The sequence below is a fragment of the Ralstonia sp. 1138 genome (genome assembly GCF_040544795.1).
Taxonomy (GTDB): domain Bacteria; phylum Pseudomonadota; class Gammaproteobacteria; order Burkholderiales; family Burkholderiaceae; genus Ralstonia; species Ralstonia flatus.
The window spans coordinates 318,656-340,387 of the sequence record NZ_JBEPKQ010000004.1; the positions used below are offsets into that span (position 1 = coordinate 318,656).

17 protein-coding genes and 1 tRNA gene are annotated in these 21,732 nt (G+C 63.8%); 4 read left to right on the plus strand and 14 right to left on the minus strand.

Features of this window, described 5'->3' with window-relative positions:
* Positions 1 to 22: 22 nt before the first annotated feature.
* Positions 23 to 4,024 carry an ATP-dependent RNA helicase HrpA gene (hrpA, locus tag ABIC76_RS19085; protein WP_354534909.1) on the minus strand — a complete coding sequence of 1,334 codons (4,002 nt, stop codon included), beginning with the start codon at positions 4,022 to 4,024 and terminating at the stop codon, positions 23 to 25.
* A 71-nt stretch (positions 4,025 to 4,095) separates the two neighbouring features.
* Here hrpA and argA point away from each other — a divergent pair, with 71 nt between their 5' ends.
* Positions 4,096 to 5,493, plus strand: a complete 1,398-nt coding sequence (gene argA, locus ABIC76_RS19090) for an amino-acid N-acetyltransferase (protein WP_102067019.1) — start codon at positions 4,096 to 4,098, stop codon at positions 5,491 to 5,493.
* 107 nt (positions 5,494 to 5,600) lie between these two features.
* Positions 5,601 to 5,876: an oxidative damage protection protein gene (locus ABIC76_RS19095; protein ID WP_004626344.1), complete on the plus strand. Its 276-nt coding sequence runs from the start codon at positions 5,601 to 5,603 to the stop codon at positions 5,874 to 5,876.
* A 142-nt stretch (positions 5,877 to 6,018) separates the two neighbouring features.
* On the opposite strand, the gene rpiA is transcribed toward ABIC76_RS19095, so the two are convergent.
* Positions 6,019 to 6,705: a ribose-5-phosphate isomerase RpiA gene (gene rpiA / locus ABIC76_RS19100; protein ID WP_027677614.1), complete on the minus strand. Its 687-nt coding sequence runs from the start codon at positions 6,703 to 6,705 to the stop codon at positions 6,019 to 6,021.
* A gap of 149 nt (positions 6,706 to 6,854) precedes the next feature.
* Here rpiA and tal point away from each other — a divergent pair, with 149 nt between their 5' ends.
* Positions 6,855 to 7,814, plus strand: coding sequence for a transaldolase (gene tal / locus ABIC76_RS19105; RefSeq protein WP_027677615.1), 960 nt, complete (start codon positions 6,855 to 6,857; stop codon positions 7,812 to 7,814).
* Between the two features lie 15 nt (positions 7,815 to 7,829).
* On the opposite strand, the gene ABIC76_RS19110 is transcribed toward tal, so the two are convergent.
* The 3 genes from ABIC76_RS19110 to rnr are packed head-to-tail and all read right to left on the minus strand — an operon-like array spanning position 7,830 to position 11,982.
* Complete coding sequence (locus ABIC76_RS19110; RefSeq protein WP_354534910.1) at positions 7,830 to 8,579, minus strand: SIR2 family NAD-dependent protein deacylase; 750 nt, start codon at positions 8,577 to 8,579, stop codon at positions 7,830 to 7,832.
* Positions 8,579 to 9,331: a 23S rRNA (guanosine(2251)-2'-O)-methyltransferase RlmB gene (gene rlmB, locus ABIC76_RS19115; RefSeq protein WP_316875911.1), complete on the minus strand. Its 753-nt coding sequence runs from the start codon at positions 9,329 to 9,331 to the stop codon at positions 8,579 to 8,581. Before rlmB ends, ABIC76_RS19110 begins: the two co-directional genes overlap by 1 nt.
* A gap of 56 nt (positions 9,332 to 9,387) precedes the next feature.
* Positions 9,388 to 11,982: a ribonuclease R gene (gene rnr, locus ABIC76_RS19120; protein WP_354534911.1), complete on the minus strand. Its 2,595-nt coding sequence runs from the start codon at positions 11,980 to 11,982 to the stop codon at positions 9,388 to 9,390.
* 70 nt (positions 11,983 to 12,052) lie between these two features.
* Here rnr and ABIC76_RS19125 point away from each other — a divergent pair.
* Positions 12,053 to 12,137 (plus strand) — tRNA-Leu (locus ABIC76_RS19125).
* Positions 12,138 to 12,507: 370 nt separating this feature from the next.
* On the opposite strand, the gene ABIC76_RS19130 is transcribed toward ABIC76_RS19125, so the two are convergent.
* The 9 genes from ABIC76_RS19130 to der all read right to left on the minus strand — a co-directional run bounded on the left by ABIC76_RS19130 (position 12,508) and on the right by der (position 21,701).
* The gene (locus ABIC76_RS19130; RefSeq protein WP_027677618.1) at positions 12,508 to 13,080 is read right to left on the minus strand and encodes a phosphoribosyltransferase; all 573 of its coding nucleotides are present in this window, start codon (positions 13,078 to 13,080) and stop codon (positions 12,508 to 12,510) included.
* A gap of 116 nt (positions 13,081 to 13,196) precedes the next feature.
* Complete coding sequence (locus ABIC76_RS19135) at positions 13,197 to 14,537, minus strand: adenylosuccinate synthase (RefSeq protein WP_206275363.1); 1,341 nt, start codon at positions 14,535 to 14,537, stop codon at positions 13,197 to 13,199.
* A gap of 95 nt (positions 14,538 to 14,632) precedes the next feature.
* Positions 14,633 to 15,796 (minus strand): ATP phosphoribosyltransferase regulatory subunit, encoded by a 1,164-nt coding sequence (locus ABIC76_RS19140; RefSeq protein ID WP_102067015.1) that lies wholly within the window; start codon positions 15,794 to 15,796, stop codon positions 14,633 to 14,635.
* A 58-nt stretch (positions 15,797 to 15,854) separates the two neighbouring features.
* Positions 15,855 to 16,055 carry a DUF2065 domain-containing protein gene (locus ABIC76_RS19145; protein WP_354534912.1) on the minus strand — a complete coding sequence of 67 codons (201 nt, stop codon included), beginning with the start codon at positions 16,053 to 16,055 and terminating at the stop codon, positions 15,855 to 15,857.
* Between the two features lie 76 nt (positions 16,056 to 16,131).
* Positions 16,132 to 17,046: a protease modulator HflC gene (gene hflC / locus ABIC76_RS19150; RefSeq protein WP_027677622.1), complete on the minus strand. Its 915-nt coding sequence runs from the start codon at positions 17,044 to 17,046 to the stop codon at positions 16,132 to 16,134.
* Positions 17,047 to 17,058: 12 nt separating this feature from the next.
* Positions 17,059 to 18,435: an FtsH protease activity modulator HflK gene (hflK, locus tag ABIC76_RS19155; protein ID WP_354534913.1), complete on the minus strand. Its 1,377-nt coding sequence runs from the start codon at positions 18,433 to 18,435 to the stop codon at positions 17,059 to 17,061.
* 55 nt (positions 18,436 to 18,490) lie between these two features.
* Positions 18,491 to 19,744: a GTPase HflX gene (gene hflX, locus ABIC76_RS19160; RefSeq protein ID WP_354534914.1), complete on the minus strand. Its 1,254-nt coding sequence runs from the start codon at positions 19,742 to 19,744 to the stop codon at positions 18,491 to 18,493.
* Between the two features lie 74 nt (positions 19,745 to 19,818).
* Positions 19,819 to 20,058, minus strand: coding sequence for an RNA chaperone Hfq (gene hfq, locus ABIC76_RS19165; RefSeq protein ID WP_004626316.1), 240 nt, complete (start codon positions 20,056 to 20,058; stop codon positions 19,819 to 19,821).
* A 299-nt stretch (positions 20,059 to 20,357) separates the two neighbouring features.
* Positions 20,358 to 21,701 (minus strand): ribosome biogenesis GTPase Der, encoded by a 1,344-nt coding sequence (der, locus tag ABIC76_RS19170; RefSeq protein WP_354534915.1) that lies wholly within the window; start codon positions 21,699 to 21,701, stop codon positions 20,358 to 20,360.
* Positions 21,702 to 21,732 lie beyond the last annotated feature (31 nt).

A 21,732-nucleotide genomic window follows, 5' to 3' on the forward strand; every position in this document is an offset into this window, starting at 1 on the left:
CGCCCGACAACGCATCGGCGAGCTATCGCTGCATCGATTCCCACACCTTCTGCAGCCGCTTGACCGACATCGGCACCGGCGTGCGCAGTTCCTGTGCAAACAGCGCGATGCGCAACTCCTCGAGCATCCAGCGGAATTCCTCCATGCGTGGGTCGCTGCCGCCCTGCCCTTGCACGCGCAGCGCTTTTTCCGCGCGTTGGTATTGCTGGATGAGGGGCGCCATTTCCTGCATGCGCTGCGTGTCGCGGGCGGGGTCCGCCTTGAGCTTGTCGATGCGCAGCGCGATGCCCTTCAGGTAACGCGGGAAGTGCGTCAACTGCGCATACGGCGTCGCCTCGATGAAGCGCTTGTGCATCAACGTCTTGAGCTGTGCGTCGATATCGGCGGTGGCCGCGGCAAACGGCTTGGCGATCTGCAGCTTGCGCGGCAGTTGCGCGTATTCGGCCAGGATGGCGCCGACCAGCCGCGCAATCTCCTGCGCCAGCAACGTCAGGCGTGCGCGGCTTTCATCCTTGCGGGCACCGAAGCTGGCGTCATCGGTCGGCAGCGGGTCTTGCAGGCAGGCACGCTCCAGCGTGGCATCCAGAATCTGGTCGCGCAACTCATCCTGCGTACCGAGGTTCATGAACTGGATCGCCATCTGCGACAAGCCTGGGATGTTCTTTTCCAGGTATTTCAACGGCTCGCGCAGCTGGATCGCAAACAGCCGTCGCAAGCCCAGCCGATGGATGCGCGCAGCTTCCGCCGGGTCGTCGAAGACCTCCACATCGCAGTGGTCGCCGGCATCGACGAGCGCCGGATAGCCGAACAGCGTCTGGTTGCCCTTGCGGACTTCCAGCAGCTCCGGCAACTCGCCGAAGTTCCACGTCGTCAGGCCCGAGTACAGCGCGGCGTTAGCCGGCGCTTCCGACTTGCCGCTCTTGCCTGCCTTGCCGGGCTTGGCGCCGTCGTTCTGAACGCCGGCCACGGCGGCATCCTGCGCAGCGATCGACTGGAACGTCTGCTGCGCGCGGCCGCCGAGTTCCGCCCGTAGCTGGGCAAGATTGCGCCCCATGTCGAGCTGGCGACCGTGCTCGTCGATCACCTTGAAATTCATGAAGTGATGCGCGGGCAGCGTTTCGAGTTTGAAGTCGGCGCGCTTGAGCGCGATGCCGGTCTGCTCGCGCACGTCGGCAATCAAGCGGTCGAGCAGGTCGCCATCGCCCAACCGCACCCGCGAGACAAATCCGGCAGCGTAGTCGGGCAGCGGCACGCAATGGCGGCGCAGCTTCTGCGGCAGGCTCTTCAGCAGCAGATGCACCTTCTCCTTGAGCATGCCCGGCACCAGCCATTCGGTACGTTGCGCGGGCACCTGGTTGAGCGCATACAGCGGCACGGTCAGCGTCACGCCGTCGCGCGGGCTGCCGGGCTCGAAGTGGTACGTCAGGCCCATGTCGATGCCGGCAATCGGCAGCACCTTCGGGAACAGGTCGGTCGTGATGCCGGCCGCCTCGTGCCGCATCAAATCATCACGATTCAGGTACAGCAGCTTCTGGCCGCTCTTGCCACCCGCGCTGGCGGCTTCGGCATACCAGCGCTCGAACGACACGGTGTTGTAGATGTCCGCCGGAATCTGGCTGTCGTAGAACGCGTAGATCAGCTCGTCGTCCACCAGCACGTCTTGCCGGCGTGACTTGTGTTCGAGGTTTTCGATCTCGCGCACCAGGCGCTGGTTGTGCGTGAAGAACGGCAGGCGCGTTTCGAACTCGCCATCGACGAGCGCGCGGCGGATGAACATCTCGCGCGCCTCCTTCGGCTGCATTGGCCCGAAGTGCACGCGGCGCTGTTGATAGATCGGCAGACCGTACAGCGTGCCGCGCTCGAACGCCATCACCTGGCCGGCCTTCTTTTCCCAATGCGGATCGCTCCACGACACCTTCAACAGGTGCGCGCCGACCTTCTCCACCCATTCCGGCTCGATGCGCGCCAGCGTACGGCCGAACAGGCGGCTGGTATCGACCAACTCGCCTGCCACGACCCACTTGCCCGCCTTGCGCGCGATGACCGAACCCGGCCACAGGAAGAACTTGATGCCGCGCGCACCGAGGTACTCGCGGCCCTTACCGTCGGCCTCCTCGATGCGCACACCGATGTTGCCGAGCAGGCCCGTCAGCAACGCCAAGTGCAGCTGCTCGTACGTCGGGTCGGATTCGTTGAGCTTCCAGCCCTGCTCTGCCACCGTGGTATGCAACTGCGAATGCACGTCGCGCCATTCACGCAACCGCACATGCGACAGGAAGTGCGAGCGGCACTGATCCTGCAATTGTTTGTTCGACTTCTTGTGCGCGATGGCCTCTTCAAACCACTTCCACAGCTTCACCCAGCCGAGGAATTCCGATTTTTCGTCGGCGAACTGCCGGTGCGCCTGATCGGCCTGCTGTTGCAGTTCCTGCGGGCGCTCGCGTGGGTCTTGCACCGACAAGGCACTCGCGATGATCAGCATCTCGCGCAGGCATTGATGGTCGCGGCCAGCCAGGATCATCCGGGCCACGCGCGGGTCCAGCGGCAGGCGGGCGACCTGCTTGCCCAGCGGAGTCAACGCATTTTCATCGTCGACGGCGCCGAGTTCCTGCAAGAGCTGATAGCCGTCGGCAATGGCACGGCCCAGCGGCGGCTCGATGAAGGGAAATTGCTCGACATCCGTCAGCCGCAGCGCCTTCATGCGCAGGATGACCGCCGCCAGCGACGAACGCAGGATTTCCGGATCGGTAAAACGCGGCCGCGCAATGAAATCCGCCTCGTCATACAGGCGAATGCAGACGCCGTCGGCGACCCGGCCGCAACGACCGGCGCGCTGGTTGGCCGCAGCCTGCGATACCGGCTCGATCTGCAGTTGCTCGACCTTGTTGCGATACGAATAACGCTTCACGCGCGCCAGCCCCGTATCGACCACGTAGCGAATGCCCGGGACCGTCAACGAGGTTTCGGCCACGTTGGTCGCCAGCACGATGCGCCGCGCGTTGGACGGCCGGAACACACGTTCCTGCTCCTGCACGGACAAACGCGCAAACAGCGGCAGGATCTCGGTATGCGCCGGATGGTGCTTACGCAGCGCCTCGGCCGCCTCGCGAATCTCGCGCTCGCCGGGCAGGAAGATCAGCACGTCGCCCGGGCCTTCGCGGGCCAGTTCGTCCACCGCATCGACGAGCGCCTCGTAAAGATCGCGTTCCTTGTCCTTCTCGTCGCGCTGGATCGGGCGGTAGCGCACCTCGACCGGATACAACCGGCCGCTGACTTCGATGACCGGCGCCGGCCCCTTCGGGCCAGCAAAGTGCTCGGCAAACCGTTGCGCGTCGATGGTCGCGGAGGTGATGATGACCTTCAGGTCAGGCCGGCGCGGCAGAAGCTGCTTGAGATAGCCGATCAGGAAGTCGATGTTGAGGCTGCGTTCGTGCGCCTCGTCGATGATGATCGTGTCGTAGGCGCGCAGCAGCGGATCGTTCTGCGTCTCGGCCAGCAAGATGCCGTCGGTCATCAGCTTGACCGACGCACCCGCAGACAGCGTGTCGTTGAAGCGCACCTGGAAGCCCACGTGCTCGCCCACCGGCGTACCGATTTCCTGGGCGATGCGCTTGGCGGTAGACGTCGCGGCAATCCGGCGCGGCTGCGTATGGCCGATCAGCCCGGTACCGCCCGCGCCAATGCCCCGCCCGATCGACAGGCAGATCTTCGGTAACTGCGTGGTCTTGCCCGAGCCGGTTTCGCCCGAGACGATCACCACCTGGTTGGCGGCGATGGCCTCGGCGATTTCGTCGCGCCGGGCCGACACGGGCAGCGCTTCGGGAAACGTGATCGGCGGAACGCGGTTCGCACGTGCGCGGCGCGCCTCCAGCGCCGCGGCGAGTTCTTCCGGCGTGGGCTTCGGGCGGCGCTGCGGACGACCGTTGCCGCCGGGCTTGCGCTCGGGCGGCGGCGTGTCTTTGGGCGATTTCTGGGAGGGCGCCGCCGGGCGTGGCCGGGGCGGCTGGGCGTGGGAATCTGACATCGGGCGGGATTATAATCCGCGCATCTTTCCTATGCCGGCCCGCGCCCCGTGCCGCTTTTCCTCCTCCGCCCGTGACCGCTCGTTCCTCCGCCCCCGCCTCCGGCGTTTCGCTGGCGGCGCACACGCCCGCCCCCGTCGACGTCGCCCCGATTCCTCCCACCCCGGAACAGCAACAGTTCGTGCACTGGCTGCGCGAGGTGGCGCCTTACATTCACGCTTTCCGCGACAAGACCTTCGTGATCGGCTTTGGCGGCGAATTGGTCAAGGCCGACATGCTGGGTGCGCTGGTCAACGACGTCGCCCTGTTGCACGCCATGGGTATGCGCATCGTGCTGGTGCATGGTTCGCGTCCGCAGGTGGAAGAACAGCTCGCCCTTCGCAACGTGCAAACCCAGTTCGTGGATGGCGTGCGCGTGACGGACGGCGCCGCGCTGGAATCCGCCAAGGAAGCGTCGGGCGAACTGCGCCTCGATATCGAAGCCGCCTTCAGCCAGGGCCTGCCGAACACGCCGATGGCCGGCGCACGCATGTCCGTCGTGTCGGGCAACTTCGTGACGGCGCGGCCGGTGGGCATCGTCAACGGCGTGGACTTCCAGCACACGGGGCTGGTACGCAAGATCGATGCGGAGTCGATCCAGCACTCGCTGTCCAACCGCAAGATCGTGCTGCTCTCGCCGCTGGGCTTCTCGCCCACGGGCCAGGCGTTCAACCTGTCGATGGAAGACGTGGCTGCCAACACCGCCACGGCGCTGAAAGCCGACAAGCTCATCTTCATCACGGAGCTGCCCGGCATCATGGACCGCGTGGGCAAGCTGCAGCAGGATCTGTCGATGGAAACGGCCATCGAGCGCCTGCGCGACGGCAGCCTGTCGCACGACACCGCCTATTACCTGCAACACATCGTCAAGGCGATGCGCGGCGGCGTGCGCCGGGCACACGTCATCCCGTTCGCGCTGGACGGCAGCATCCTGCTGGAACTGTTCCTGCACGACGGCGTGGGCACCATGGTGTCGCACACCGACCTGGAATACCTGCGCGATGCCACGCTGGACGACGTAGGCGGCATCGTCTCGCTCATCGAGCCGCTCGAGGCGGACGGCACGCTGGTGCCGCGCGAACGCCGGCTGCTGGAGCGCGACATCGCCAACTTCTCGGTCATCGAGCACGACGGCATCATCTTTGGCTGCGTGGCGCTGTATCCGTACCCGAAAGACGGCATGGCCGAAATGGCGTGCCTGATCGTCTCGCCCGACAGCCAGGGCACCGGCGACGGCGAACGCCTGCTCAAGCACACCGAAGTGCGCGCCCGTGCGCTCGGCCTCAAACGCCTGTTCGTGCTCACCACGCGAACGGAGCATTGGTTCCTCAAGCGCGGCTTCGTGCGCGCCAGCGTGGACGACCTCCCGGAAGACCGCCGCAAGCTGTACAACTGGCAGCGGCGCTCGATGGTGCTGATGAAGAAGCTCTAAACCCTTGGCGCGCGTCGTGGAATCCGAGCCCCGCAGCGCGCGGCCTTTACAATAGCGGCACCTGCGTCGCGCTTGAGCGGCGCTCCCGCCACACAAGAGGAATCCCCATGGCCCGCATGGTCCACTGCGTCAAGCTCAACAAGGAAGCCGAAGGTCTCGACTTCCCGCCCCTGCCCGGCGAACTGGGCAAGAAACTCTGGCAAAGCGTCTCGAAAGAAGCGTGGGCCGGCTGGCTCAAGCACCAGACCATGCTGATCAACGAAAACCGCCTCAACATGGCCGATTCGCGCGCACGCCAGTACCTGCTCAAGCAGACCGAGAAGTACTTCTTTGGCGATGGTGCAGACGAGGCCGCCGGCTACGTGCCGCCGCCTTCGGCCTGATCTGCCGTTACCCCAAAGCCGTTCAGCGCAAACTGAACGGCTTCTTGTTTGTTTGGGCAACGCCAATTCAACGCGCCGCAACGGGCAAAAAAAAAAGCTGCCCATTTGCATGAGCAGCTTTTCGATGAGGCACGCACGGCGATCAGAAATCGCGACGCTGCACCCCCGCTTCCGTCCCGAGCAGCAGCACATTGGCGCCGCGCTTGGCAAACAGGCCGACCGTCACCACGCCCGGAATATCGTTGACCACCGATTCCAACCCCTTCGGATCGGCAATGCGCAGGCCCGTCACGTCGAGAATCACGTTGCCGTTATCGGTCTTGTAGATCTGGCCTTCCTTGGTCATGCGCAGGCGCGGCTGACCGCCCAGCGCAGCCAGTTGGCGCGCCACGGCTGCACGTGCCATGGGCACCACTTCCACCGGCAACGGGAAGGCGCCCATCGTCTCGACGAGCTTGCTGCCGTCGGCGATGCAGACAAACACGCTGGCGACCGAGGCGACGATCTTCTCGCGCGTGAGCGCACCGCCGCCGCCCTTGATCATGGCGCCCGAGGCGTCGATCTCGTCGGCACCATCCACGTAGACGGGGATGGCGTCGACCTCGTTCAGATCGAGCACCGTAAAGCCGTGGCCCTGCAGGCGGCGCGTCGAAGCTTCGGAGCTGGACACCGCGCCGGCAAAGCGTGCCTTGTGCGGCGCCATCGCGTCGATGAACAGGTTGGCCGTCGAGCCGGTGCCGACACCCAGCACGGCGCCCTCGGGCACGTTGGCCAATACGTAGTCTGCGGCGGCCTGTGCCACCAGCGCCTTCAGTTCATCCTGCGTCATCGCAAAAACTCGGTCGGATCGGAAAACCCGGTAGTGTACCGGATCAATACGATCGCCCCTGGCCGGCTCGCTGAGCCAAACCTGCGGAGTACAATCGATTCATCCTTTCACCTCCAGCGCAACGCTGGAACGCACTACGGACTTGCTTCATGACTCAGCTCGATCAACTCAAGCAGTTCACCACCGTCGTCGCCGATACGGGCGACTTCCAGGCCATGCGTGCCTACGCACCGCACGATGCGACGACCAACCCGTCGCTGATCCTCAAGGCCGTGCAGAAAGCCGAATACCGCCCGCTGCTGGAGCAAGCCGTGCGTGATGCCCGCAGCGACAGCGTCGAGGACATCATCGATGCCGTCCTCGTGGCATTCGGCTGCGAGATCCTGTCGATCATCCCGGGCCGCGTGTCGACCGAAGTCGATGCGCGCCTGTCGTTCGATACCGAAGCGACGGTCGCCAAGGCCAAGCATTTGATTGCGCTGTACGAAGCGCGAGGCGTGGCGCGCGAGCGCGTGCTGATCAAGATTGCGTCGACGTGGGAAGGCATCCGCGCGGCGGATCAACTCCGCGCCGAAGGCATCCGCTGCAACATGACGCTGCTGTTCTCGCTGGCCCAGGCCGTGGCGTGCGCGGAAGCGGGCGTGCAACTCATCTCGCCGTTCGTCGGCCGCATCTACGACTGGTACAAAAAGGATGCCGGCGCCAACTGGGATCCGGTCGCCCAAGGCGGCGCGAACGACCCCGGCGTGCAGTCCGTCCTGCGCATCTACAACTACTACAAGAAGTTCGACTATCCCACTGAGGTCATGGGCGCGAGCTTCCGCAATGTCTCGCAGATCGTCGAACTGGCTGGCTGCGACCTCCTGACCATCAGCCCCGATCTGCTCGCCCAGCTGCAGCAATCCGATGCGCCGGTCGAGCGCAAGCTGTCTCCGGACAACGCCAACGCGGCCAATATCGTGCGCCTGCCCGCCGACGAGAAATCGTTCCGCTGGCACATGAATGCAGACGCAATGGCCACCGAAAAACTTGCTGAAGGCATCCGCCTGTTTGCGGCGGACGCGATCAAGTTGGAAGCGTTGATTGAGCCGCTGCGCGCAGCGGCATAAGAAGAAAGCCGGGCCTTATCCCAGCATGGCGGGCAGGCACACGCCCGCCGGCTGGTGGATCACCAAGTCGGCCGTTGCATCCAGGGCGCTCGGTTCCGGATTCACGACGATCACCTTGGCACCGTGGTCCTTCGCCAACCCCGGCAACCCGGCGGCCGGATACACCATGCCCGATGTGCCGACCACCAGACAAAGGTCGCACGTATTGGCCGCCTCTTCAGCGCGGTAGTTCGCCACGAGCGGCAGTTGTTCGCCAAACCACACCACGCCCGGGCGCAGCATCGCGCCACACGTCGCACAACGCGGTGGGCGTCCCGGCTCGGCGGTGGCGATATCGCATTTGCCGCAGCCACCCAGCCACTTGTCCGCAAACAGGTTGCCGTGCAGCTCGATCACCCCTTCGCTGCCGGCGCGCTGATGCAAACCATCGACGTTTTGCGTGACGAGCGTCACCGTCTTGCGCTTGGCGAGCGCGGCAATCGCAAGATGAGCGGGGTTCGGCTGCGCCTGCAGCACGCGCTCGCGGCGCTCCTGATACCAGTCCCACACCATGCGCGGGTGCTTGCGGTACGCGGCCTCGGTGGCCATGTCTTCCGGGTTGAATCGCGACCACAGGCCGGTCAGCGCATCACGGAACGTCGGCACACCGGATTCAGCCGAGACGCCCGCACCGGTCAGCACCATGATGCGGTGGGCGGCCTCGACCCAGGCGTGGGCCTGGGCCAATGCAGCCGCATCGGATACGGCTGTGGGTTCGATGCTCATTACTTCTTGGCAGGTGCCGCGGCGCGTTGGCGTACCGCTTCGAACAGGCACACGCCGCTCGCCACCGACACATTCAGGCTTTCCACGCTGCCCGCCATCGGAATGCTGACCAGCGCGTCGCACGTCTCACGCGTGAGGCGGCGCATGCCCTCGCCTTCGGCGCCCATCACGATGGCGATGGGGCCCTTGAAGTCCGCTTGGTAGAGATTTTGTTCGGCCTCGTCGGCCGTGCCGATCACCCAGACGCCGCGCTCCTGCAACTCGCGCAGCGTGCGCGCCAGGTTGGTCACGGTGATGTACGGAACGGTTTCGGCCGCACCGCTCGCGACCTTCGCGACCGTCGTGTTGATCCCAACGCTGCGATCCTTGGGCGCGATCACGGCATGCGCGCCGGCAGCATCCGCCACGCGCAGGCAAGCACCAAGGTTATGCGGATCGGTCACACCGTCGAGCACCAGCAACAGCGGCGTGCCTTCGATGCCGTCGAGCAGTTCATCAAGATTGAGCGCCAGCGACAGCGACTCTGCCTTGGCAACCACGCCCTGGTGGCGGTCGGTGCCGGCAATGCCGCGCAGGCGGTCGGCGTCAGCAGGAATGAGGCGCACGCCCGCTGCTTCCGCCGCTTTCAGGAAATCCTGCATGCGGCGGTCGCGGCGGTTGGCCTCGAAGTAGATTTCGTCGATCGACTTGGCGCCGTGGCGCAGTCGGGCGGTCACGGCATGAAAGCCGATGAGGAGCTTGGATTTAGACATGGCGCGATTGTACCCGTCTGCCCTCGCTCCTCGGCCGCTTTAACCGCTTAACCGCTTTAACGCCCCTTGGTCTTGCGCGGGGCCTTGCCTGCCACCTTGCGTGGCGCTGCAGTCTTGGCGCCACCCTTGGGCTTCGTGCCACGCGCCGCCTGCTTCTTACGCGCAGGTTTGGCGTGGGGATGGCCCGGGGGCAGTGCCCGGCCGCCCGGCTCGAAGACCGGCTGCTCTTCGATGACGCGATCCAACGTCTCGTCGAACGACTCCTCCGGCTTCGCCGTACCGCCTAGCAATGCTGCCAGCTGGCGCGGTTTCTTGCGGCCGACTGGCGGTGCCGGCGTCGCCACTGCAGCTTGCCGCGCGGCCGCGGCTTCCGGTGCGCCGGTCACCTTGGCCGGACGCAGCGCCTTGGTCGACGGCTCCTGGATCAGGCGGAAATCCATCTTCCGGGCATCCAGATCGACGCGCAGCAACTGCACACGCACGCGGTCGGTCAACCGATAACGGATGCCCGTGCGCTCCCCGCGCAGCTCGTTGCGGGCTTCGTCGTACTGGAAGTAATCGCTGCCCAGCTCGGTCACGTGCACCAGACCTTCCACATACAGTTCGTCGAGCTGCACGAAGATGCCGAACGAGGTGACGGCGCTGACGGTGCCCGAGAACTCGTTGCCGAGCTTGTCGCGCATGAAATAGCACTTGAGCCAGGCCTCGACGTCGCGCGAGGCTTCGTCGGCGCGGCGCTCATTGGCGGAGCAATGCACCCCAAGCTCATGCCAGATCGCTTCGACCTTGGCCTTGTTGACGACCGCAGCCGGCACGCCCTTCTCAGCTTCGGCCTGCAGACGACGCGCCTTGGGCGATAGCGCACTGTTCAACTGCACGCCCGGCGCCAACGCCGGCACATAACGCGTGCGATTCAGGATCGCCTTGATGGAGCGATGCACCAGCAAGTCGGGGTAGCGGCGGATCGGGCTCGTGAAGTGCGCATACGCCGGATACGCCAGGCCAAAGTGGCCGATATTGTCCGGGCTGTAGACCGCCTGCTGCATGGAGCGCAGCAGCATGGTCTGCAGCATCGGCGCGTCGGGGCGCGCGGCCACCTTTTCCATCAGTTCGGCGTAATCGGACGCCTGCGGCTTGTCACCGCCGCCCAGCGTCAAGCCGCTGGTTTTCAGGAACGCGCGCAGCGCCTGCAGCTTTTCTTCGGTCGGGCCTGCGTGAACGCGGTACAGCGCCGGGTGCTTGTATTTCTCGAGCATCTCGGCCGCACAGACGTTGGCCGTCAGCATGCACTCCTCGATCAGCCGGTGTGCGTCGTTGCGGGTGCGCGGCAGGATCTGCTCGATCTTGCCCTGTGCGTTGCAGACAATGTACGTCTCGGTGGTGTCGAAGTCGATCGCGCCACGCTCACGGCGCGCCTTCAGCAGCGTCTGATACAGCTCGTACAGATCCTGCAGATGCGGCACCAGCGGCGCTCGCTTGGCCGCTTCCGGCCCCTTCACGTTCGACAGGATCGCCCAGACCTCGTTGTAGGTCAGGCGCGCCTTCGAGTGCATCACCGCCGGATAGAACTGATAAGCCTTGATCTCACCCTTGGCCGTAATCACGGCATCGCAGACCATGCACAGGCGGTCCACTTCGGGGTTCAGAGAGCACAAACCGTTGGAAAGCTTCTCCGGCAGCATCGGAATCACGCGGCGCGGGAAGTAGACCGAAGTCGCGCGATCAATGGCGTCTGCATCCAGCGGATGCCCAGGCCGCACGTAATGCGACACGTCGGCAATCGCCACGATCAGGCGCCAGCCCTTGGTGCGGCCGATCTTCACCGGCTCTGCGTAGACGGCGTCGTCAAAGTCGCGTGCATCTTCACCATCGATGGTGACCAGCGGCACGTCGCGCAAATCGATGCGGCCGGCCAGATCGGCGTCGCGCACCACGTCCGGCAGCGCCTCCGCCTCACGTTGTGTCGGCTCCGAAAACTCGTGCGGCACGCCGTACTTGCGCACCGCGATTTCGATCTCCATGCCCGGGTCGTCGATCTCACCCAGCACTTCGACCACGCGGCCAATCGGTTGAACGTAGCGATCCGGATATTCCAGGATCTCCACGCTCACCACCTGGCCGACCTTGGCCTTGCCCTGCCCCTTCGGCGCGATCAGGATGTCGCGGCCCAGACGCTTGTCTTCGGGCGCCACGACCAGCGTGCCGCTTTCCGAGAGCAACCGGCCGATAACGCGCTTGTTGGCGCGCTGCAGGATCTCGACGATCTGCCCTTCCGAACGCCCGCGGCGATCGTAGCCGACGGCGCGCACCAGGGCGCGGTCGCCGTGCATGGCCTTCTGCATCTCTCGTTCTGGCAGGAAGATGTCGGGCTCGCCGTCATCGCGGACGAAAAAGCCGAAGCCATCGCGATGGCCAATGACGCGGCCTTCGATGAAATTGGGCTGGTGCGCCAGTTCGTAGCGCCCCTTGCGGTTGAGTTCGATCTGACCATCCCGCTCCATGGCGGTCAGACGCTTGATAAAGCCGTCATGCTCCTTGCGCGTGACCGACAGCGCCTTGGCAATGTCGGTGGCAGACAGCGGAGACCCCGACGTGCGCAGCACACCGAGGATTTCCTCGCGGCTCGGGATCGGATAAGTCGGTTGATTCAATTTTTTCTTCTAGAGTGTTGACAGGATCGCTGGATCCCGTAATAATTACAGCTTCGGTACACGCACACCTGCCCAGGTGGCGGAATTGGTAGACGCACTAGTTTCAGGTACTAGCGGGTAACTCCGTGGAGGTTCGAGTCCTCTCCTGGGCACCAGAGTTTAGGAACGGCGCAACGCAAGTTGCGCCGTTTTTCTTTTCCGCGACCGGATTATCGTTATTCAGTAGCTGACGCGACATTCCGCGAAGGACGACGTGCATTGTGTCTTGGCTATCACGCCAGGGCCGAGCCAGGATCACCGGCCTCACCTGCCCTAGACGCTGGGTGGGTTCAAAGCCTGGCACATCGACATCGATGCACCACGCTTCGATCAACCGCGCTGCTCGTATTGGCATGTCCTGCAAAGCCAATCCGTACGCGGGTTTCGGGCCAATGTTGCGGCCCGTGACGTCAGGTTACCGAAGTGGCACGCACGACGCAAGCCGCACACGCCACTCCATTCACACTCGACGCAATCGACCAACGCTCAAGCCGCCGATGCTTCGCCGTTACCGGCCGAACGCGACTTGCCGCGCTTGATCCACGCCGCCAGGTTGTGAGGACGCAGCGTGTCGTACTCCTCGAACGGCTGATGGATCCACGGATTGGTCGCAAGAAACTGCACGGCGTAATCCGGTTTGATCTTCGAGCATGCCTTGTGCCACAGCACAGCGGTGCGCACGTCGGTCACGGCCGGATAGCGCTCCTTCAGGTGACGCCCGACACGCTCAAGCGTGACGCCCGAATCCACCAGATCGTCCACCAGCAAGACGCGGCCCGACAGCTCGCCACGCGTCATCGTGATGTATTGCGCGATGTCGAGATCGCCCTGCTGCGTGCCGGCGGCTTCGCGATAGCTGCTGGTTGCCAGGATGGCCAACGGCAGGTCGTAGATGCGCGAAAGCTGATCGCCAACACGCAAGCCGCCACGCGCCAGGCACAGGATCTTGTCGAACTTCCAGCCCGACTCGTGCACGATGAGCGCCAGACGCTCGATCAGGCCATGGTAGTCATCCCAAGACACCCACAGGTGCGAGTCGTCGTTGATAGGCTGGTTCATGGTGTACCTCTTCGTATCGTGAATGCGGCGTGAGTTGCCGCTATCGTGTTCTATGAAAAACAGCGCTCCATGCAAATTCGCCCGGCGAATCACCGGGCGAATCTGGGAGCAACGCGTCAGTCCTTGTAGGGATGACGCAGCAGGATGGTTTCGTCGCGGTCGGGGCCGGTCGAGATCATGGCGATCGGAATACCGGCCACTTCTTCGACACGCTTCAGGTAAGCCTGAGCCGTTTCGGGCAGCGCATCCCACTCCTTCAGGCCGAAGGTGGAGGTATTCCAGCCCGGGAATTCTTCGTAGATCGGCTGGCAACGCGCCACAGCATCGGAGCCGCGCGGGAGGATGTCGATTTCCTTGCCGTCGAGCGTGTAGCCCACGCACAGCTTGAGCGTTTCCAGGCCATCCAGCACATCCAGCTTGGTCATGCACAGGCCCGAGACACCGTTGATCTGGATCGCGCGACGCAGCGCAGCGGCATCCAGCCAACCCGTGCGGCGCGGGCGGCCCGTGACCGAACCGAATTCCTTGCCGACATTGGCCAGACGCACGCCGATCGGATCCTGGCGCGCCGGGTTATCCGCGTCGTACAGCTCGCTCGGGAACGGGCCAGAGCCCACGCGCGTGCAATACGCCTTGGTAATACCGAGGATGTAATGCAGTTGGCCCGGGCCGACGCCTGCACCCGCGGCGGCATTACCCGCGACGCAGTTGCTCGACGTGACGAACGGATACGTGCCGTGGTCGATATCGAGCAGCGTGCCTTGCGCGCCTTCGAACATCAGGTTCTTGCCGGCAGCGTTGGCGGCAAACAGCTCGGCCGATACGTCCGTCACCATCGGGGCGAGGCGGTCTGCATACGACAGCATCTCGTCGAGCGTCTGCTGGAAATCCAGCGCCGGGTGATTCAGGTACTGCGTCAGAACGAAATTGTGGAAATCCAGGTTTTCGCGCAGACGCTCGGCAAAGTAAGCCGGGTCGAAGAGGTCCTGCACGCGCAGCGCGCGACGGGCCACCTTGTCTTCGTACGCTGGGCCGATACCGCGGCCGGTGGTGCCGATCTTGGCGGCGCCGCGCTTGGCTTCGCGCGCCTTGTCGATGGCGACGTGGTACGGCAGGATCAGGTTGGTCGCCTCCGAAATGCGCAGTCGGTTCTGCACCTGCACGCCGGCCGATTCCAGCTCGTCGATTTCCTTGAACAATGCCTCGGGCGACAGCACAACACCGTTGCCGATGTAGCACGCGACGCCGTCGCGCATGATGCCCGACGGGATCAGACGCAGGATCGTCTTCTTGCCGCCGATGATGAGGGTATGGCCTGCGTTATGTCCGCCCTGGAAACGAACCACGCCTTGCGCATGATCGGTCAGCCAATCGACGATTTTCCCTTTACCTTCGTCACCCCATTGGGTGCCGATGACGACGACATTGCGTCCTTGGCTCACTGCTGGTGCGGACATGTTGAATTTGCAGATGGGTTAAAAACGTATTCTACCCTTGTTGCCAAGGGCTTCCCTGAAATTACGGGGTATTTACACAACGTTATGCAACAGCCTCAGATCGAAGCGTTGCGGGGCTTGACGATCCAGCGACCGCCCTCTTCGACGAGCTGCCGGTCGTAGGCAAATTCCTCCAGATCTTCCGGGTGGCCCGGCAGCGACTGGATCACGATTTCGCCCGCAGCGCGCAACGCGGCAATCGCCTCGCGCAGCTTGGCATCACCCGACCATGGCGCGTGGATGGCGGCGGCGCGCGCCTCCACCGGCGAGATACCCGCCACTTCGCGCAGGTCCAGTGAAAAGCCTGTCGCCGGACGGGCGCGGCCGAACGCCTCGCCGACCTTGTCATACCGGCCACCGCGCGCCACGGCATTCGGCACACCGGCCACATAGGCAGCGAACATCACACCGCTGTGGTAGTGGTAGCCGCGCAGATCGGCCAGATCGATGTTGACGGTCGCTCCGCCTGCACGCTCGGCCAGCGTAGCCAAGTCGTCCAGCGCGCGGCCGATGGCAGGCAACGCCGGCAACTGCTTGCGCGCAAGCTCAAGCACGTCGACACCGCCGTACAGCGCCGGCAGCAGATTGATGGCGTCGCGCTGCGCCGCCGGAAGATCAGCCGTGATGGCACGCAAGGCCGGCACGTCCTTGGCGGCCAGCGCCGTGAAAAGATCGTCCTGAATGCGTGCGGCAATCGGTGATTGCTCCAGCAACGCGGCCACCACGCCGACGTGACAGAGATCCAGACGCACATCGGCCAGACCCGCGGCCGACAGCGCGGCGAGCATCAGCTCCTGGATTTCCAGATCGGCTTCCAGCCCGGCGTGACCGTAGATTTCAGCACCGATCTGAAGCGGCTCACGGGTGACGTGAAATCCACTCGGACGCGTGTGCAATACCGAACCGGCGTAGCACAGGCGCGTGACGCCGGCGCGGTTCAGCAAGTGGGCGTCGATGCGGGCCACTTGCGGCGTGATGTCGGCGCGCAGGCCGATGGTGCGGCCGGAAAGTTGGTCGACCAGCTTGAACGTCTTCAAATCGAGGTCATGCCCAGTGCCGGAGAGCAGCGACTCGATGTATTCCAGCATCGGCGGCATGACGAGTTCGTAGCCATAGGTGCGGAACAGGTCGAGCATGCAGCGGCGCAACTCTTCGATCTTGCGCGCCTCGGAAGGCAGCACATCAGCAATGGATTCAGGCAGCAGCCAAGTGGTCGGCATGACGGTCTCGCTCGGGAGTCTGGTACAGCAGAAATTCGGTAAAAACGCAGGAAGTGCGCTAGCGATGCAGCAACCGCAGGAGGATCAGCCCAATCGCCATCGACACCAGGCCGATCACGCGAAGCTTTTCGTCGGGCAGATCGGTCAGCGTCTCGAACGCGCGTCGCCAGGCCTGCGGCGCCACGAACGGCAGAATGCCCTCGAATACGAGCACCAGCGCGCACGCTGCGAGCAAAACGTTGGGGAGTGACTCTTCCATGGGATGCGGTTGGCGAACGAACAAAACCCCGGCAAGCCGGGGTCTGTCCGCCTCAAATGATCAGCGACGCATTGTACTAGCGATGGCGCCCCGTCTGGGCAGCCGGTGCCGCCGCCGAGTTGCCGCCGTTCGGGCTGCGCATGTATTTGAAGAAATCGTTGTTCGGCTGCAGCACCATCACGTCCTTCCGATCACGGAACGACGCGCGATACGCTTCCATGGAGCGCCAGAAGGCGGCGAACTGCGGATCGCGGCCAAACGCATCGGCATAAATGTCAGCAGCACGGGCGTCGCCCTCGCCCTTGATCTTCTGCGCATCGCGGTAGGCATCGGCGAGGACGACTTCGCGCTGACGATCGGCATCGGCGCGGATCTTTTCACCCTCGGCGGCACCCGTCGAACGCAGCTCGTTGGCCACACGCTTACGCTCGGCCTCCATGCGGCGATAGACGGATTCCGTCACGCTGGCCAGCAGATCGACACGCTTCAGGCGCACGTCGATGATGTCCACGCCGACGGACTTGCCATACTCCTGCACGCCTTTGAGGATGCTCTGCATCACGGCTTCACGATCAGTCGAGACCACATCGGACACCGTGCGGCGTGCAAACTCATCGCGGGCGATAGAGTTGATCTTCTGCGTCATGCTGTCTTGCGCGAGGCGGTTATCGCCCTTGAAACTCACGTAGAACAGACGCGGATCGGACACGCGCCACTTCACGAACCAGTCGACCAGCAGGTTCTTCTTCTCCGCCGTGATGAAACGATCGGCGCCGGCGACATCAATGGTCTGCAGGCGCTTATCCATGAACACAACGTTCTGCAGCGGCGGCGGAAGCTTGAAATGCAGCCCGGGCTCCTTGATGACCTGCTTGATCTCACCAAAGGCGAACACCACGGCGTACTGCCGTTGATCCACCACGAACACCACCGACGAAAACACCGCCAGGGCAATGACCAGCGCCACGAAGGCAGAAATCAGACGATTCATAGTGCCCTCCTGTTAGCGCGAATCACGGTCACGGTTGCGCAGTGCTTCGCGCGAGCGCGAGTCTGCGTCATTGGCCGGTGACGGATTGGAGGGGGTCGGTACGCCCTGCGCAGAACCGCTGTCCTGCGCTGAGGCGCCAGGCGCCGCTGCCGGACGGGAGGTGTCACCCTGCGTTTGCGCGATCAGCTTGTCCAGCGGCAAATACAACAGGCTGCCATTGCTCTGGTCAACCAGGACCTTGGTCGAGTTGGCGTAAATGTCCTGCATGGTTTCCAGATAAATGCGATCGCGCGTAACCTGTGGCGCCTTCGCATATTCGCGTTGCACCGAGGCAAAGCGGGCCGCATCACCCTCCGCCCGTGCGATGACACGTGCCTTGTAGCCTTGCGCCTCTTCGCCCAGTCGGGCGGCCGTACCCTTGGCACGCGGCACCACGTCGTTGGCGTAAGCCTGACCTTCGGAGATGGCACGCTCGCGATCCTGGCCGGCCTTGGTCACGTCATCGAACGCGGCCTGCACCTGCTCCGGCGGCTGCACGCTCTGCACGTTGACGCTGAGAATGCGGATGCCGGTCTTGTAAGCCGACAGGATGCGTTGAATCGATTCCGCGAGATTGCGGCCAACCGCATCGCGACCTTCGTACAGCACCGCATCCATCTTGTTGCGGCCGACGATCTCGCGCACCGACGTCTCGGCCGCCTGTGTCACCAATTCTTCATCGCCGCCGCGGTCCGTACGGTTGTAGAACAGGTAATCGACCGGGTTGGCAATGTTGTACTGAACCGAGAAGCGCACGTCGACGATGTTCTCGTCCTGCGTGAGCATCGAGGAGTCTTTCAGGTTCGTGTCCTTGATCTGGGTCGTGCGACCAATTTCAAGCGTGCGCACGCCCGACAGGTTCACGATTTCGTGCGACTCGATCGGATACGGCAGACGCCAGTTGATACCCGGCGTTGCCAGATACTTGAAGCGACCGAACTGCAGGATCACGCCTGTCTGGCCTTCCTGCACGATAAAGAAACCGCTGGCCAGCCACAGGCCAACCAGCACCGCCAGCAGCACGCCGACGCCCAGCCCCGAGCCACCTCGGCTGCTACCGGGACGCAGCGGCGTGGGACCGTCGTTACCGTTACCGCTGTCCTTGCGGCCGAACAGGTTGTTCAGACGGCGATTGAAGTCGCGCCACAACTCGTCGAGGTCCGGAGGACCATCCTGGGGCGGCTTGCTTTGGCGCTTCGGCTCATCTTTGTCTTCGCGCTCGGCATTGTTGTCATCGCCGCGACCCCACCGGGGATCGTTCAGCGAAAGCAGCACGCGCAAGCGGTGCCACAAACCTCGCGCCGAACGCGGCGAGGCCATGGAAGAAGACTGGGTCGAAATCTCGGGCATGAGCGGTCGGGCTTGTCCTGATTGTCTGACTGCGAAGAAGTAACGGGGCATTCTATCAGCCCTCTTCGTCACCTTTGGCGGAAGAACCGCTGCTCGGCAAGCTTTGCGACAGTTCGTCACGGTGCTCCGGCAGCAAATCGCGGCGAGTGTCGAAGCGCGGATCGAAATCGCCGCCATGCGACGCGGGGTGCTCACGCAGGCGGGTCGCGGTCTCGACCAGCGCTTCGCGCAACAGATCGAGCCCGGTCCCTTCGATGGCGGAAACGAACACGCGCCGCACGGCGCCAGTCTCGTCGCGCTCGATACGCGGGCCAGCGACGCGCAGCTCCTCCGCCGCGTCGATCTTGTTCATCACCAGAATCTGGGGGATGCCGCTCGCGTTGATTTCATCCAGCACGCGATCGACCTGCTCCATCTGCTCGTGCTTGACGGTGCTGGCGGCGTCCACCACGTGCAGCAGCACGTCGGCGTGCACGGTTTCTTCCAACGTGGCGCGGAAGGCGGCCACCAGCTGCGTCGGCAAATCGCGGATGAAACCCACCGTATCCGACAGCACCACATTGCCCAGCCCTTCGAGGTACAGCCGGCGGGAGGTGGTGTCCAGCGTGGCAAACAGCTGGTTGGCAGCGTACGCGCGCGCCTTGGTCAGCGCATTGAAGAGTGTCGATTTGCCGGCGTTGGTATAACCGACCAACGAGACAGAAAAAGCGTCGTTGCGACTGCGCGAACGGCGCTGCGTGTCATGCTGACGCTGCAGTTTGTCCAACTCAGACGACAGACGCTTGGCGCGCTCATCGAGCATCCGGCGATCCAGCTCGAGCTGACGTTCACCGGGGCCGCCGCGGAGGCCGACGCCGCCCTTCTGACGCTCCAAGTGACTCCACGCCCGGACCAACCGGGCTGCCTGGTAACGCACGCGCGCCAGTTCGACCTGCACCTTGCCCACGTGGCTTTGCGCGCGCTGGCTGAAGATGTCGAGGATAAGGCCGGTGCGGTCCACCACGTGGCGACCGAAAAAGCGCTCGAGGTTGCGCTGCTGAGCCGGGCTCAGCGCGTGGTTGAAGATGACGATCTCTGCGTCTTCCTCGTCGGCAGCGATCTTCACCTCTTCCGCCTTGCCGGCGCCGATGAACAGCGCGGCGTCGGGCCTGGAGCGCTTGCCCGTGACGGCGCGCACCGGCTCAGAACCGGCCGTCGAGGCCAGCAGGGCCAGTTCGCTCAGACTTTCCTGAAAATCGTGTTTGCCGAAATCGACGGCGACCAAAATGGCGCGCGTCGGCTCCGAGCTGGAGGTGGGATGGGATGCCAAACGGGGAAATAAGGAAGGGAGAAACGGGGGTGGGTGCGTCCCGCCGCGCGGAGGGCGGCGGGAGCGAGGCAGAATCAGGCGTCAGGCGCTTCGTCCACGCGGAAATTCACGGCACGAGCCGGCACCACGGTGGAGATTGCATGCTTGTACACCATCTGCGTCACGGTATTACGCAGGAGCACGACGTATTGGTCGAACGACTCGATGTTGCCTTGCAGCTTGATACCGTTGACGAGGTAGATCGACACCGGCACATGCTCCTTACGCAGCGCATTCAGAAACGGGTCTTGTAGCAATTGCCCTTTGTTGCTCATGGCACACTCCAGATTTATAGGTTTAGTGGTGGGTTATGGGGCTAGGAAGCCCGGGTTCAAGCAGGCGACGCAAAAAAAGTTCGTCAAAAGAGTCGGCCAGACGCGTCCAAATGACGCCAATGGCGCCTGGATTTGTAGACACCAAGCGCCATGTCTCGAGAATTTAGCCTTAGAAATCAGGGAAAGCAAACGGAAAACCGAAGACCCCGCCATATGAAATGGCTCGGCCTTTTTGGTCATCCTCCGTTCGAATGCCCCGCATCACACGCTCCCGCCGTCGAGCACCGCCCGCGCGGCGCTCACTCGTTGGATTGGGCGTACGGATTTTTGTTCGTACGAAATTCGATTCGCAGTGGTGTGCCTTTCAGTTGGAAGGCTTCGCGGAAGCGCCCCTCCAAGTAGCGGCGATAGGTCTCGGGAATATTCGACAGCGCGTTGCCGTGAATCACCACGATCGGCGGGTTGGAACCGCCCTGGTGCGCGTAGCGCAGCTTCGGACGCGAGACGCCTGCGCGTCGCGGCTGCTGGTACTCGACCGCCTCCATCAGCACGCGCGTGAGCTTGGGCGTCGGCAGCTTGACCATGGCGGCAGCATAGGCAGCGTCCACGGACTTCATCAGCGCGCCAATGCCAGTGCGCTCCTTGGCGGAGATGTAATGCACGTTGGCGAAGGACAGGAACTGGAGCTTGCGCTCCATATCGTGCTTGATGCGATCGCGAGCATGTCCGGTGAGGCCGTCCCACTTGTTCACGCCGATCACCAGCGCTCGGCCGGATTCGACGATGAAGCCGGCGATATGTGCGTCCTGGTCGGAAATGTCCTGCTGCGCGTCGAGAATCAGCACAACCACGTTGGCGTCGGCAATCGACTGCAAGGTCTTCACGACCGAGAACTTCTCGATCGCCTCGAACACCTTGCCCCGCTTGCGCAGGCCGGCCGTGTCGATGAGTGTGTACGGCTTGCCGTTGCGCTCGAAATCCACGTAGATGGCATCGCGTGTGGTGCCCGGCATATCGAAGGCGATCACACGCTCTTCGCCGATCAGCGCATTCACGAGCGTCGACTTGCCTACGTTCGGACGGCCGACGATGGCAATGCGGGTACCGTGGTCATGCGCATCGGCTGCCTCGGCAAGCTCAGGGCGCTCGTCAAAGGCCAGATCCAGCGCCTCGGCCACAAGGTCGTTGACGCCATCGCCGTGCGCAGCCGAGATGGCGGCCGGGTCGCCCAGACCAAGCTCATAGAAATCGCTGGCGACGGCGGTATAGCGCATGCCTTCGGCCTTGTTGACGGCCAGGAGGATGCGACGTCCGGTTTTGCGCAAGTAGTCAGCGATCACGCGATCCTGTGGCGCCAGCCCCAGCCGGCCGTCGACGATGAAGATGACGACATCGGCTTCGACCACGGCCTGACGTGTCTGCTTGGCCATCTCCGCAACGATGCCTTCCTTGGCGACGGGTTCGAAGCCGCCGGTATCGATGGCGATGAATGGACGATCGCCCACGCGGCCTTCACCGTAGTGGCGATCGCGCGTCAGGCCCGGAATATCCGCAACCAATGCGTCACGCGAGCGCGTCAGGCGGTTGAAGAGGGTCGATTTGCCGACATTCGGCCGCCCTACAAGGGCAATGACTGGTTTCATGCTTGTGTGCCGCACGCGAATGGCGCCACGG

Bases quoted from the DNA above. Each gene is read 5' to 3' on its own strand.
- hrpA (WP_354534909.1), bottom strand. From the start codon at position 4,024: ATGTCAGATTCCCACGCCCAGCCGCCCCGGCCACGCCCGGCGGCGCCC.
- ABIC76_RS19095 (WP_004626344.1), top strand. From the start codon at position 5,601: ATGGCCCGCATGGTCCACTGCGTCAAGCTCAACAAGGAAGCCGAAGGT.
- rpiA (WP_027677614.1), bottom strand. From the start codon at position 6,705: ATGACGCAGGATGAACTGAAGGCGCTGGTGGCACAGGCCGCCGCAGAC.
- tal (WP_027677615.1), top strand. From the start codon at position 6,855: ATGACTCAGCTCGATCAACTCAAGCAGTTCACCACCGTCGTCGCCGAT.
- ABIC76_RS19110 (WP_354534910.1), bottom strand. From the start codon at position 8,579: ATGAGCATCGAACCCACAGCCGTATCCGATGCGGCTGCATTGGCCCAG.
- rlmB (WP_316875911.1), bottom strand. From the start codon at position 9,331: ATGTCTAAATCCAAGCTCCTCATCGGCTTTCATGCCGTGACCGCCCGA.
- ABIC76_RS19130 (WP_027677618.1), bottom strand. From the start codon at position 13,080: ATGAACCAGCCTATCAACGACGACTCGCACCTGTGGGTGTCTTGGGAT.
- ABIC76_RS19135 (WP_206275363.1), bottom strand. From the start codon at position 14,537: ATGTCCGCACCAGCAGTGAGCCAAGGACGCAATGTCGTCGTCATCGGC.
- ABIC76_RS19140 (WP_102067015.1), bottom strand. From the start codon at position 15,796: ATGCCGACCACTTGGCTGCTGCCTGAATCCATTGCTGATGTGCTGCCT.
- ABIC76_RS19145 (WP_354534912.1), bottom strand. From the start codon at position 16,055: ATGGAAGAGTCACTCCCCAACGTTTTGCTCGCAGCGTGCGCGCTGGTG.
- hflC (WP_027677622.1), bottom strand. From the start codon at position 17,046: ATGAATCGTCTGATTTCTGCCTTCGTGGCGCTGGTCATTGCCCTGGCG.
- hflK (WP_354534913.1), bottom strand. From the start codon at position 18,435: ATGCCCGAGATTTCGACCCAGTCTTCTTCCATGGCCTCGCCGCGTTCG.
- hfq (WP_004626316.1), bottom strand. From the start codon at position 20,058: ATGAGCAACAAAGGGCAATTGCTACAAGACCCGTTTCTGAATGCGCTG.
- der (WP_354534915.1), bottom strand. From the start codon at position 21,701: ATGAAACCAGTCATTGCCCTTGTAGGGCGGCCGAATGTCGGCAAATCG.